Raw genomic sequence first — 14174 nt, 5'->3', positions numbered from 1 at the left:
GCCGTATTACGGATCTTCTTAAAAAATTTATTAATCATTTGTTTTCTAACTAAAACAAAAACCCCAATTATATACTTTTCAGGAAAGTTAACGGAAGGTGACATTAATTGAATTAAAATTTGTATTTATCATTTGAATTAACCTTTACTGTTTCTATAAGTTCATGTTGTATACTGAAATTCGGTAGTAACAATAGAAATAGGAAATCAGACAAAAACAGTAATCTATGTAGAACCAGAGGTTACTTATGAATTTTTTACTATTCTTAAATATGAGAAGTTTATTATAGGTAATGTAGATTAATTAGTGGAATAGGTATTGGTAACGATAGGATAAAAAAGTCAAAATAAATAATTTTCGTTATAATTTTACCGCTTAACCGGAAAAAATGTAGCGAAAATACTATTTTGTGTTTGTTATAATTTAATTGAGTTTTTTATGAACTGTATTGTATTTATTCAAGTTCAGTATCTTATTCACTGTGTTTTAAAAAGCATTCACTTGTAATAAAAGTGAATGCTTTTTAATTTGTAGTTCTATTAAAGAGAACTTAATTAGCATGAAACGATTTAAAACCCTATAAAATCGTTTCATGCATATTTAAAGGAGGAAAATCATGATAAACAAAGCAATTGCTGAATGTATTGGTACATTTGTATTGGTACTATTTGGAACTGGAACAGCTGTAATAGGTGGAGGAGTGGAAGGAATCGGTATTTTAGGAATTGCGATGGCCTTTGGATTATCAATTGTTGCTATGGCATATAGCATTGGAACAATTTCTGGTTGCCATGTTAATCCTGCGGTATCTATTGCCATGTTTATAAATAAACGAATGACGGCTAAGGAGCTTGCGTATTATATAGTAGCACAAATCTTAGGTGCTTTATTAGGAACTGTAACCTTAGTAACCATTTTAAAATCATCGGGAATGACATTAAGTAACTTAGGTCAGAATAGTTTTGGAAATTTAGGGGCATCGGGTTCATTCATAGTTGAATTCGTGTTAACATTTGTCTTTATTTTAGTTATTATCGCTGTAACTGGTAACAAGGGGATTACTAATTTAGCTGGAATTGTAATTGGTCTTACTTTAGTGTTAGTGCACTTATTAGGTATCTCATTAACAGGAACTTCTGTTAATCCTGCACGTAGTTTTGCACCAGCATTATTTGCTGGTGGAGAAGCTATTTCTCAATTATGGGTATTCATTATTGCTCCAACCTTAGGTGGAATCGCTGCTGCTATGGTGGGGAAATCTTTATTGAATACTGAGAAATAACATTATCTATTTTTAATAAACACGTTGTCTTATAATGTGATAAAGATAGCTTGATGTGATAATTAATAGTATCCACTTCAAGTAGTAAGAGAAAACGTTATATTTTGCCATGATTTGAAAATGCCTCCAATTGGAATTGGAGGCATTTTCATTTAATATAAGAAAATATGTAGAGTCAATAAAATTCATTAATTTAGTGAGTCTTCTATATAAATACAAAAATAGCCGGTACTCGAATTGAGTATCGGTTATTTTTCCGTGTCATAATATCTATTATTGCTTTCCCATCTTTGCAATTATATTATAACTTAATGGGATTTGTTAAACGTTTTCATTTTTTCCTCTAATAAGGAAATTTAAGAAAACTTATTGAAAAGGATCTGTGTAATAATAATAACTGACAACTAAATAGGTTGTCTCCTTAAAAATTGCAAGAGCAAGATCCCTTATTGTAAACCTCTTCTGCATTCCTAGCCAGAAGAGGTTTCTTCCAATATAAATAGAGAATCTATCTTGCTTCCTCCTTTACTTTTGCTAATATGAAAAACTCAGATATTCGAAATTGATTATTATTAGAATCAATGATGTACCTTTGTGTATTATTAAAAAATGATTTAAAAAATAAGAATAATGTGATGCGAAATTTCCGTATCAAGAGAAAAATCATTAATTTTTTTGAAGAATTACTTTGATAGAATAAATATAAGAAGTTTTTCTTTGGTATTCGTCTCATGTGCCTAAAGAATTTGTATACAAAAAAACAAACATATCCAATGTATGTTTGTTTTTTTTGTAGCTAATTAAGAAATATTTTTGACTAGATTAATAATAGGTATTTAAAATAGGTTCAATACAATTAATGAGAATAGTAATGCTTGAAATATAAACATGCATTTTAACACATAAGGATAAATTTTAGGAAACCTATTTTTGCTTGTAACAGGAAATTTTATATTATTTTTAAAGTTTTTTTCATGAAATAATAGATTTAATCCTTAAGTATCTCCATGTTTTCATAGGAGATGTATACTTTCTGATTATAAGTGTTAGTTTATGAACTGTTTACTAAGAAAACTCCTCAATACTATTGAGGGGTTTTCTATTTAAAAAGCGGGATGTAAACTACTCGCCACTTAGCAAAACTTAAAGTGGGAGCTTCTCAAGTTCCGAGACGAAAGTAACCTTTCGTCTCCCTGAGCGTTACTTCGGGGTGTTCCAACCCTAGATGTTCAACGCATAGGCGCTCTTTTGGTACGGTTGATATTTTACGGAGGAACCGAATGGCTTGGTTTTCGCACTCTATTTTCTTCCTGCAACCTTCTATATCAAGTTATCAAAGAACTTCATATAGCTAATTTATCAAAAGTTTTTGGCTATGCCAAACCGAAACAATTATCCCACCTATCGTTGGGCTACGCTCTTCACATGCTTGAGGAAGGAGAATTCTTTCGGGGAATACTTTAAAAATTAAAGTCTCTATATTCACCATTTTTAATTTGAGAATTAGAACAGATTATACGGTTCTATTGAAATCTAAACGATAATAATTCATTTTAATATCATCGGCAATTCAACTATGTATATAGAAATACAAATGCAATGACTAAAATTATATGTTTTGTTACGCTATAACTAGCTTGATTTGTTTTCAGCTTAAACATAATAAAGCTTATTTGAATATTTTTAGGAGGTTTTTTTGAATGAAGTTATGTAAGGTGAAAACCTGGTTACCACTATCTGCAGCAATGATTACAATAATATCAAATCCAGTAGGGGCTGCAGCTTCAACAGTCTATACGGTTCAAAAGAATGATACTATGGAAGCGATAAGTAAACAATATGGAGTATCCGTACAATTACTTAAACAAGCTAATAGCAAAGCAAATGATCAAATTAATATTGGAGAACGTTTAACAATACCAAGATCGTCAACTGCAAACGAGTATGTTCAAAAGAATACTTCAACAGCTTCAACTAATACATATCAAGCAATTTACCAGGTGAAAAGCGGAGATACATTAAGTTCTATATCACAACAATATAAGGTTTCAATAGAGTCTATAAAACAAAACAATAAAATAGACGGAAATCATATTTTTGTCGGTCAGCACTTAAAGATCAATACTGGTATTTCATTACAAGAAGTGGACTTAATGGCTCGATTAGTAAATGCAGAAGCAGGAGGGGAACCTTATGCAGGGAAGGTTGCGGTTGCAAAGGTAGTGTTAAATCGGGTTAACACTAATGGCTTTCCAAATACAATTAAAGACGTAATTTATGAACCCATTAAAAACGGTTATGCATTTACTCCTGTTACAGACGGTAGGATTAATCAGCCTGCTACTCAGGAAGCAAGAATGGCAGTAGAAGAGGCTCTCACTTCCAAAGAAACAAATTCGGATTGGCTCTATTTCTATAATCCTCAAACATCCACTGACAAATGGATTACAACACGTCAAACTGTGGCACAAATTGGAAATCATCTGTTTGCTAAATAATAAATAATAATTGAAGTTTATTAAACTGTGACTATCTTTCATTTATATGCGTTTGCGTGTTAAAATTCATTTCATTATGTCAAGAATAAACCGACTCACTTTGTTTTTTTGCGTGAGTCGGTTTATTTGGAAGAAAATCAGGGTTTGCTACCCCATGTTGTTATGGCATGAACTTTTAATCAAATAGTAAATCATTAATATCTTGGATATCTTTTTTAGTAATAAATTGATGAATGAAATAAACCGGTGAATCATTAGGGTAAGAAGTTGTTCTATCATTGGTAATTATAAGATCGTATTTTGTTGAATTGTCTAGGTTTAAATGAATATTTATAGACTCTTCAAAGTGTGCCTTTAAAGTCATATTGGCAAGTTTTGCATACGCTGGATTTCCTGAAAAAGAAAATAATACATTCTTTCTGGAATAGGTGGAGTAAAGAATATGAATTGTGTGTTGTGCTAGGTGACTAATGTCATTTTCATTAAATTTATTCTCGTTGATGGTAGTATTCCACTTAGAAATAATAAGATGATTTGTATCATACATTTCTTTTAAGCTGGGAACTAGGTAATCTGGCTGTGTATAAAAGCAGTCCATTGAGAATTTATACTGTTTAGCAACATAAAGTTTATAAAAATAGATACATAATTCCGATTTTAAATAGTCACTTTTGATAGTATGTCTTTTATTATTAGAAATAATCATATCCACAAGCTTTAAAAAATCTTGATAATAGTTTTCGTTTTTTTTCTCAAGATATTTAAGAGTTTTGACTTTTTGTTGCGTAATACTAGTTGAACAAAGAAAGAAAGCAAGATTTAATGTGTCTATTTCGTCCTGAGGTAGGTTCACCATACAGTAATCCTCAATGATCGAAATTATTTCATTGAAACAAAGTGATTGTTCGAATGTAAAAATAACAGGGAACTTAATTTTAGTATCTGCGAAATGCTTGCCAATAATTCTCTGAATAGAGACATAAATAATTACTTTTAATAAATTAGAATCTATTTTTACATTATGCGAATTAAGAGTGTTGTTAATATTTTCCGTTAAATCGTTTGGTAGTGAAATTACATTTGTATACTGTTCTATACTAAAGAAAAAAGCTTTATAAAGAAATCTTATATTGATTTCTTCTCCGTTAATTTTAATCAAGCCTAGTTTAAATTCTAAATTATTGGGAGTTAATATAGATTTTTCAAAATCCTTTAAATTACTCCGTAATGTGGATTTATTTATATATAAAATTTGTGACCACTTTTCTAAAGAATAATACTTATTTATGAATATTTCTGTAAGGATTTTGAAAACCATACTGTCTTTTATGGATGACATAATAATTGGAGAAAGACTGTCAGTTGTTGGTTTTTGTAACATGTAGCCCCTAGATTTTTCTCCGATTATATCCCAAGTTTCAGGAAGCGAAATATTAAGTTCACTAATTTCACTTGTAATAGTCCGATTTGAACAGTTAATTTGTTTTGCCAATTCAATGGAGGATATGGATTTTTGTTCTCCACTTAGTATTTCAAGGATTTGAATTTTTCTTTTTGCAGATTTGTTATAAATTAAGCTTGATACAAGTATATTCATAGATTGTCTCTCCTAAAGCTATTCCTAAAAATTTACATAGCTTTACAAAATACCCTGAATTTATTTTACAAACATAAGATTGTAATGGCTAGTAAAAAATCTTCAATTTATTTATGTTGTAATTTTCGTTTTTTTTATAAATTGTCATATTTTTTATAGTGGAAATTTACAGTTAATTATACTTTTGAAATCTACAAAACTGTAATTACTTTCTTTTATGGGGAAGTGATGTGACTTTATAGAAAGAGTCGCTGAGATTGTGATTCAGAACTGTTTATCTTTTGTGTTGTGTATGTCCTATCATTAAACTGCTTGAAATACCTGATTAGGGGATACGTGAAAAAGAAAGATTTAGAAGAGAAAGGTAATATTAAGTTGCTGTAATGCTTTAGAAAACAATTGTAATTCATCAGAAATCGATAAACTCATACAAAAAACGCGACTCTTTCTGTATATTTCTACAAAAAGAATCGCGTTTTTGTGTTTTATGGATACAATTTTTTAGCTTGATGGAGATGTGGTGGTACCCCATTTATGGAATGAATATGTTTGGTTATCCGGTAATATCGCTGTAAAATATGTGTTAATAATATATTATGTCTAGAAAAGGAGATTGTTTTTTGAAATATATATTAAGAAAAAAAGTTAAGGGTATTTTTATAGGGTTATTAGTATTGGTGATAATTGCTTCCATTTTTGTTTATTATAAATTTTTAACGCCTTCAGCAGATATTAAGCAATACAAGGAATATTATGCTCCAAAGACAATACAAAAAGTATTGAATCAAGGAGAGGTAAAGGTCACATTTTTAGGAACATCATCATTATTATTTGATGATGGTAATACACAATTAATGATTGATGGTTTTATTTCTAGGCCATCTTTACCAAGGATAGTGTTTAGCAGTTTAAAAACAGATGAAGATACTGTAGATAGAGTTTTTAATAGAATAGGGGTTGATAATAATAAACTTAAGGGATTGTTTATCGCACATACACATTATGATCATGCATTTGATTTAGCTTATATTGCTAAACGAACTAATATGTATATGGTTCAGAATCAACAATCAATGTAGGTCTTGGTGGTGGTATAAATAAGAAACAGATGTCTGTATACGAGATAAATAAGGCTATAGAGTTTGGTGACTTTACTATCACTGTCCTTCCGTCAAAACATTCACCAACCTTTGACGAAGGGGAAAAAATAACGAAGCCATTAAAACAACCAGCTAAAGCTTTAGATTATCATGAGGACTCTTCATATGATTTCTTAATTACACATAATAATAAAGCTTTCCTTGTTAAACCAAGTGCTAACTATATAGAAGGGGGATTAGATAATATTCAAGCTGATGTTTTATTTTTAGGAGTAGGGGGATTAGGAAAGCAGGAAAGTACGTTTCTAAATAGGTATTACGAACAAACGGTAGGAAAGGTGCAACCGAAACTTGTTATTCCAATACATTGGGATGATTTCACTAAACCATTGGCAGATACTCTGGAAGTAATGCCTAAATATGCAGATAATGTTAATAATGTATTGGATTTTATAATTCAAAGGACAAAAGCAGATAAAATTGATTTTCAAATACTTCAAGGTTTTCAAAGTATGTATTTCTAAAAGGAGGAGCGCCCATTAATAAAGAAAAAATGTTTTTAAATTTACCTTTAAAGTTTGTTAAAATAGAATTGCTTTTCAATGATGGGTAATTTGCGATATGTTACTTATTTCTTTATGTAGGGAATAACACCACTATCCTATGTGCATAGTGGTTTTGTTTAGTGAGCTATCAAAATTAAAAAAGAATGATAAAATTTATCTATATGACAACGGTACAGAATAATAACATATCGTGACGAGAATATTAAAAGTTACACCTGAACAGTGAAAAGTGATAGAAGATCATGGTAAGACAGAAGTAACTCTTGTGACATGTATATCTGTTTTAGATAATTCGAAGAGTATTATCATAACGGATGAATTGGTACAAGTAAAAAATATAAATTAGTGTAAAGGAAAGGGAAAAACCTTTCCTTTTTATTTTGAGTTTTCTCTAGATATACAGTGATCGCTTGTATGTAAAATACAAATTTTGCACAATTAATGTAAAAAAACATGTAATCAATTGAATAAATTAAAATTCTAATAATAAATTCTATTTTTGCGTATATTAACGAAAAAATAGATAAAAACTCACAGTGTGATTATGCGATAATCGATATATTAAGTTCATTTGAGTCTACAACAAGATGAAAAACATGTGAGATGTCAGCATATTCTTCTGTACGCTGAAAGGTGTTTAAATACCCTACCCTAGTGTATTTATTATACATAGCACTACTTTTGATGAAAAGCTCTGTTTATCCAAGGCAGGGCTATTTATCATTTAAGTCGATTAACTGAGTGCTTTCGTTCTATTTATACTCTTTATAAAATTTGCAATGGATCCTTATGATGGTTATTTTGTTGGAATGAAAGTGTAGAAAAAGTAAGCAACAGAAGAAACTCATTAAACATGTAAGAAATAATAGCTTTTATGATAGTCTAATGTGAGGGTCAAGGGGAAATGAATTTTAGAAACTAATGAAAAAATATGAAGTAGAATTGGATTTGTCAATGATGAGGCTTATATGCACTCAATTGGTGTAGGGAAGTTAGAATAACACCAAACTACTATAAAGATTATCCTAGATGAAAGGATAGAGGAATTTTACGGTGTGATTCACCTATTAACGTATTTATCATAAAAAGTACGAGGAGAGATATTATGGAGAAAGTATTAGATACCTTTAAAAATCGTTTAGGAAAATCAGTAGGTTCATTAATTGTAATCATTATAGGTATTGTGGCGATTTTTGGATTTCAAGAAATAAGAATAGAAACAGTAAAAGGCTTTTATAGCAGTATATTTAATGGCCGGGGAAGTTTAGACATGATGTGGACATTGGCTATAAATCTTTTAAGTTTAGTTTTTAATATTGTAATGATATGGCTATGGTTAAAAGATATATTGAAAGATAACTATGAGGATATGGATCCTACAACTGTAAGAGTTGTATCAATAATTGTAGCAATGATTCATGTTATATTTTCACTTATGTTCATTACCTATGTTTTTTCTAACTTATTGGGAATTGTGGTAGGTATTTTGATCTTCGCTGTAATTATTTGGGTACTTTATTTAGGAGTTAAAAGAAGAAGAAATAAGGACCGAAAATAATGAGGATAATTTCATTATAAGCAGTATACCAAAGAGAACCTAACCGAAACGGAAGGGTTCTTTTTGGTATCCAAAAGTAGATACCTCTATTAGGATGAATCACTTTGAATGGCCATGAGTTTGGTGAATAGATAAAGTTTATTTCATGTTTATAATCGCTATGAAATCGGTATATTAAATAAATAGAATAGCATCTAGGGCAACGGCAGGTAATGGATTTGTGATTGCTCATGGGAATAGTGCAGACGGTATTGCAAAGTTTCAGTCTGGGGATATATAATTTTAAATTTATATAAAAATGAAGAGACACATGAACTGGTTGCTTATGCAGCTGTAATTGATGGTCAGTACTTAGATGGATATGTGAAAATTAAAAAGTCTAGTAACATTTTGATATGAGAGTTAAAAAGAGCAATAGCTATACATTGCTCTTTTTTTTCTATGTATCTCTAACATATGGTGACATGAAGCGAGAGGGAGGATGATTTAGATATACGTTTTGATTAAAAACGGTATTTAGACGAATGCCTTCTTACTAATGTGCATATTTCAGAAGTATTATGTTGCTATCGAGTTAAGAGTGAGTAAGGATGTTTTAGAGTAACTATTTTATACCTCCGCATTTTCAAGAGAGAGATCTTCTGTCGGAAAATGAGAAGGTATAAAATTAGAACTTTAGGTAAGGGATAACTGCCTTATAATCGTAAGTCCTAAGTCTAAGTTTTATAGTATACTGTATGTATCCTATATAATATGAGTACATATATATGGTAAAGGCGGTGAATATAGTATGTATAAAGTTGGATTAATCGGTTTAAAAACTTCTATAGATCAGATTCTAGGCATGGTAGAAGAATACAAACATGAGTTGGAATTTACCTCTTATTCCTATGAACAAATAGAGGAAATAGAGAGAATTGTAAATGAATATACTCCTCATGTCCATGCGTGGCTTTTTTCTGGCCCGCTTCCCTATGAAATTGCAAAAAAATATATAGGCACCGATAAAATAATGGTTTATGTTCCTGCTACAGAATCAGGCTTATATAAATCTCTTTTAGAGATGATTTATGAACAGGGGAGAATTATTGAGAAACTAAGTATCGATACAATGTCTTTAAATAATATTAGTGAAGAAGCTTTATCACAGTTACATATAAAGAAGCCACAGATTTATACGAAAGTATTTGATTTGGATATTGATATGGAGGAATTATTAAATTTTCACATGGATTTATGGGAAAAAGGAAAAATATCAGGAGTCTTAACTTGTTTCCCGTCAGTATGTGATTCCCTAAGAGAGCGTGGAATTCCATCTTATAGAATGTCGATGAGTAAGATGGAAATTCGCCAGACACTCAGAATACTTTCTGAGAAAGTAAAAGCCGCCTATTTTAAAGATGCACAAATTGGTGTCGAAATCATTGAAGTTGAGTATTTTAATAAAGTTGCGGAGGAAATGAAGACTCCATATCATTTGCAATACTTGGAGATTAGATTGAAAGAAATAATGATTCAGCTTGGTGAAACAATTAACGGGTCTGTTTCAGATAAGGGCAACGGTAGATATATGATTTTTAGCTCTCGTGGTGCAATTGAAAGAGAAATACAGATGCTGCAAGATGCTATTCAGAGATTAGCGTTTGAAGCAGATACAACTGTTGCCGTTGGAATTGGTTTTGGTGAGACTGCATATTCGGCAGAAATTAATGCTTTTCGTGCAATTCAGCATTCTAAGGGAATGAAAAAGCGTGGGATTGTAATTGTTCAAGATGATGGTACAATTGTTGAATCGCCGGGTGATAAAAAAGAATTAAGTTTTACAATTCGTACCCAAAGTGAATTCCTTTTAGAGAAATTAAAAAAAGGAAATATAAGTGTGAAAACGTATAAAAAAATATCGGCTCTTATAGATAAAATGAAATGGAATTGCTTCACAACAAAGGAATTAGCGACACATCTTGAGATGACAGAACGGAATGTGAGACGTATTGTTACGGATATGTGCGAGGTTGAATTGGCACAATGTATCGGGCAAGAGACCTATGCAACACGTGGGAGACCAAGTAAAATTTATCGATTGTTATAAGCATCCATTAGGGGTGCTTATTTGTTTTGTAATTCATACAAGATTTTATTTATCTGAAAATATTGAAATTTCTTTCAATAACTAATATACTTCATTTAAGGAATTTTTTCCTTAAATACACCTAAAATAGAATTTCTAATGAAGTTTAAATTGAAAAGGAGTTGAAATACATGTCTCAAATAGAAAGAGTTCATAATTTAATTGAAAATATTCAAGGTGAAGTTGTTAGTTGGAGGAGGCATTTGCACAAATATCCGGAACTATCATTTCAAGAAGAAAATACTGCACAATTTGTTTTTGAAAAGCTACAAAGCTTTGGTAATCTAGAAATTTCACGTCCGACAAACACAAGTGTTATGGCTCGTTTAATTGGTAAGCAGCCAGGAAAGGTAATTGCATTACGGGCAGATATGGATGCGCTTCCAATTGTGGAGGAGAATGATTTTGACTTTGTGTCACAGAAGAAAGGCGTAATGCATGCTTGTGGACATGATGGACATACGGCAATGTTACTGGGTACGGCATGGGTTCTTGCACAATTAAAAAATCAAATTAAAGGGGAGATTCGTTTTATATTTCAACACGCTGAAGAACTTCCACCTGGTGGTGCTCAAGAGTTAGTACAAGCTGGTGTACTAAATGGAGTAGATATGATTGTTGGAAGTCATCTGTCGTCGGCGCTTCCTGTGGGTAAGATCGGCTTAAGTTACGGTCCAATGATGGCTGGAGCAGATACTTTTAATATTACGGTGTTAGGTGAAGGAGGACACGCATCGCAACCTGAATTAACGATTGACCCCATTGTAATTGGAACTCAAATTGTTACTAATCTCCAACATATTGTTTCGAGATATCGAGACGCTCAGGAAACACTTGTAATTTCAGTGACTCAGTTTAATGCAGGAGGTGCAATTAATGTTATTCCAGATAAGATAAGCATAGGGGGATCTGTTAGAAGTTTTAATCCAGAATTAAGAGAAAAAGTTCCAACTTTTATCGAACGAATAGTAAAGGGAATTACAGAAGCACATGGAGCTACATATGAATTCAATTATCAGTTTGGCTATGCTCCGACTATAAACGATGAAGAAGTAACAAGATTGATGGATGAGACAGTATGTGAAGTATTTAGTGAAGACAATCGAGAGATTTTAAAACCAATTATGGGGAGTGAAGATTTCTCTGCCTACCAATATATGACTCCATCATCTTATATTTTTATAGGGGCTCGTAATGAAGAAAAAGGAATTATCTATCCTCACCATCATCCCAGATTTACTATTGATGAACAAGCTTTACGATATGGAGTACAGTTATTAGTTCACGGTACTTATAAGATGTTAAACCTAGCGTATTAGGGGGATAAAAGTATGAAAATCATACATTGGCTTAGCTTTATTCCATTCTTAGGGTTTATTGTAGGGGCTTTATTTACAAATAAGGTAAATCCTTATGTTTTTGGAATGCCATTCTTCCACTTTTGGATTGTACTTTGGTCACTTATAACTACAGTTATCTTATCGATTATTTATAAAATAGATCCCACTAACCGGAAAGGGGATTCAAGATGAATATTTCAGTGTTATTCATTTTATGTTTTTTCGTCATCCCTATTTTGATTAGTATTCGTGCTAAAAAGGGGCAAGAAATGGATTTAGAGCAATGGTCGGTTGGAGGTCGTGGAATGGGAGCCCTGTTGATTTTCCTTCTGTCTGCAGGCGAAATGTATACGACCTTTACCTTTTTAGGGGCAAGTGGTTCAGCTTATGGAGAGGGGGGATCTATTTTTAGTATCATAACATATGGTTGTTTAGCAACGGTAATCTCCTACTGGACCTTTCCTGTTATTTGGAGGTATGCAAAGAAACATAAGTTAGTTTCACAGTCGGACTTTTTTGTGAAAAAATATCAAAGTCCTTATCTTGGGGTACTTGTTGCAGTTATTGGTGTAATAGCCTGTACATGCTATTTAGTACTGCAATTGAAGGGACTAGGATATATCGTTTCTGCAACATCTTACGGTGCTATATCTTCTACAACAGCTATTTGGTTTGGAGCGATAGGGGTAACTGTTTTTGTGATGGTTTCTGGTATTCATGGCTCTGCGCAAACATCGATTTTAAAGGATATTTTAATTCTTGGGATTGTCGTATTTTTAGGACTTTATTTTCCTATTCATTATTATGGTGGGATTCAACCTATGTATGAGGCAATTGAAAAAGTAAAACCGAACTTTACCATACTGCCTGAACAGGGGATGAGTATATCATGGTATATATCAACAGTAATATTAAGCTCTATTGGATTTTATATGTGGCCACATGGTTTTTCACCCATTTTTGCTGCATCAAGTGAAAAAGCATTACGAAAAAATGCAATTTTAATGCCAATGTATCAATTAATTTTACTATTTGCCTTTTTCGTTGGATTTGCTACAATCTTGCGGATGCCAGGATTAAATGGTAGTGATATTGATACTATCTTGCTGCAACTGTCTAAACAAGCTTTTGACCCATGGTTTGTTGGTGTAATTGGCGGAGCAGGAGTGTTAGCGGCACTAGTACCAAGTTCATTATTATTAATGGCAATATCAACATTGCTTGCCAAAAATATATATCAAGTATTTAATCCATCTGTAACGGAAATGCAGCTTGGCAAATTGGTAAAATACTTAGTCCCATTTATTTCTCTTGTAGGAATTTATTTGACCTTTAAAGGAGGGAATACCCTGTTTAGTCTAGCTCTAATTGCTTATAATTTCATTACACAACTGGCTCCTCCATTTTTTGCGAGTTTGATGAGAAAGAACTTTGTGACTAAACAAGGGGCATTTGCTGGGATTATTACAGGAGGGTTGTTAGTCTCAATTATGGACTTAGGAAATATTAGTATTGGTAAACTATTCCCTGGTTTTCCTCAGGTTATTAAAGATTTGAATGAAGGGATTATCGCTTTATTTGTGAATATTGTAGTTTTAGTAATAGTCAGTTTGATGACCAAAAATATTTCAAATGTTCATCGGGACAAGACAATTGTAATTGAGAGTAAGACCTAATTTGATTCTAAAGGGAATTACTGTAAAAATATAAGAAATTGACGAAAGTACAACTGATGCATGGTTACTCTTTTGTAATATTCATTTTCTGCTTAAAAGGAAAAAATATAAATATTTAAGTGGTGAAATTATGTAAAAATAAATAAGTGGGCTCATTCCACTTTTTAATAGTAACTTCATATACGGGGAAGGGTTTTCCTTTCCTTTGAGCGTACAGCAAATGAAAGGCAGTCGGGTAATATTATATTCTTCTGCTGTACGTTGAAAGGTGCGGAAACACCAGAATAAAGATTATTTATGATTTTTATAATTCCTATTTTTTAAAATCCTGTATATTCCTATATCTTAGGATGCCAGTTTTTTTGTCATTTAAGAGTAACTAATGGGTTGCTCTTTTTTGTCATAAAAGTAACTTTTAATTATATTATA

8 protein-coding genes and 2 pseudogenes are annotated in these 14174 nt (G+C 31.7%); 9 read left to right on the top strand and 1 reads right to left on the bottom strand.

Translation table 11 applies throughout. From position 1 onward, the window contains the following. Positions 1-616 precede the first annotated feature (616 nt). Both AC1DMU_RS14385 and AC1DMU_RS14380 read left to right on the top strand, forming a co-directional pair. On the top strand, positions 617-1282 hold the full coding sequence (locus tag AC1DMU_RS14385) for an aquaporin (protein ID WP_088063013.1): 666 nt from the start codon (positions 617-619) through the stop codon (positions 1280-1282). Between the two features lie 1700 nt (positions 1283-2982). Then, the gene (locus AC1DMU_RS14380) at positions 2983-3780 is read left to right on the top strand and encodes a cell wall hydrolase (protein WP_088063015.1); all 798 of its coding nucleotides are present in this window, start codon (positions 2983-2985) and stop codon (positions 3778-3780) included. Between the two features lie 175 nt (positions 3781-3955). On the opposite strand, the gene AC1DMU_RS14375 is transcribed toward AC1DMU_RS14380, so the two are convergent. Then, positions 3956-5377 (bottom strand): AcpB/EbpR/MafR family transcriptional regulator, encoded by a 1422-nt coding sequence (locus tag AC1DMU_RS14375; RefSeq protein WP_088063016.1) that lies wholly within the window; start codon positions 5375-5377, stop codon positions 3956-3958. Positions 5378-5997: 620 nt separating this feature from the next. On the opposite strand from AC1DMU_RS14375, the pseudogene AC1DMU_RS14370 reads away from it, so the two are divergent. From AC1DMU_RS14370 to AC1DMU_RS14340, 7 genes and pseudogenes are all read left to right on the top strand, one after another. After that, positions 5998-7001 (top strand): annotated as a pseudogene (locus AC1DMU_RS14370) (MBL fold metallo-hydrolase). 151 nt (positions 7002-7152) lie between these two features. After that, positions 7153-7389: pseudogene (locus AC1DMU_RS14365) on the top strand (sortase); the annotation flags it as partial. A 759-nt stretch (positions 7390-8148) separates the two neighbouring features. Beyond that, the gene (locus tag AC1DMU_RS14360) at positions 8149-8601 is read left to right on the top strand and encodes a hypothetical protein (protein WP_088063017.1); all 453 of its coding nucleotides are present in this window, start codon (positions 8149-8151) and stop codon (positions 8599-8601) included. A gap of 790 nt (positions 8602-9391) precedes the next feature. Continuing rightward, a complete protein-coding gene (locus AC1DMU_RS14355) occupies positions 9392-10690 on the top strand; it encodes a hypothetical protein (protein ID WP_088063018.1) in 1299 nt (432 codons plus the stop codon). Positions 10691-10860: 170 nt separating this feature from the next. Next, on the top strand, positions 10861-12048 hold the full coding sequence (locus AC1DMU_RS14350) for a M20 family metallopeptidase (RefSeq protein WP_088063019.1): 1188 nt from the start codon (positions 10861-10863) through the stop codon (positions 12046-12048). A gap of 12 nt (positions 12049-12060) precedes the next feature. Beyond that, on the top strand, positions 12061-12261 hold the full coding sequence (locus AC1DMU_RS14345; RefSeq protein ID WP_088063020.1) for a DUF3311 domain-containing protein: 201 nt from the start codon (positions 12061-12063) through the stop codon (positions 12259-12261). Next, positions 12258-13745, top strand: coding sequence for a sodium:solute symporter family protein (locus AC1DMU_RS14340; RefSeq protein WP_215559029.1), 1488 nt, complete (start codon positions 12258-12260; stop codon positions 13743-13745). The genes AC1DMU_RS14345 and AC1DMU_RS14340 overlap by 4 nt, the downstream gene beginning before the upstream one ends. Positions 13746-14174: the final 429 nt, after the last annotated feature.

This window comes from Bacillus sp. 01N45, assembly GCF_056399205.1.
This window is presented reverse-complemented; position numbering and strand designations above follow the sequence as displayed.

Coding starts and splice junctions, on each gene's coding strand:
- AC1DMU_RS14355 (WP_088063018.1), top strand. CDS start 9,392: ATGTATAAAGTTGGATTAATCGGTTTAAAAACTTCTATAGATCAGATT.
- AC1DMU_RS14340 (WP_215559029.1), top strand. CDS start 12,258: ATGAATATTTCAGTGTTATTCATTTTATGTTTTTTCGTCATCCCTATT.
- AC1DMU_RS14375 (WP_088063016.1), bottom strand. CDS start 5,377: ATGAATATACTTGTATCAAGCTTAATTTATAACAAATCTGCAAAAAGA.
- AC1DMU_RS14350 (WP_088063019.1), top strand. CDS start 10,861: ATGTCTCAAATAGAAAGAGTTCATAATTTAATTGAAAATATTCAAGGT.
- AC1DMU_RS14385 (WP_088063013.1), top strand. CDS start 617: ATGATAAACAAAGCAATTGCTGAATGTATTGGTACATTTGTATTGGTA.
- AC1DMU_RS14360 (WP_088063017.1), top strand. CDS start 8,149: ATGGAGAAAGTATTAGATACCTTTAAAAATCGTTTAGGAAAATCAGTA.
- AC1DMU_RS14345 (WP_088063020.1), top strand. CDS start 12,061: ATGAAAATCATACATTGGCTTAGCTTTATTCCATTCTTAGGGTTTATT.
- AC1DMU_RS14380 (WP_088063015.1), top strand. CDS start 2,983: ATGAAGTTATGTAAGGTGAAAACCTGGTTACCACTATCTGCAGCAATG.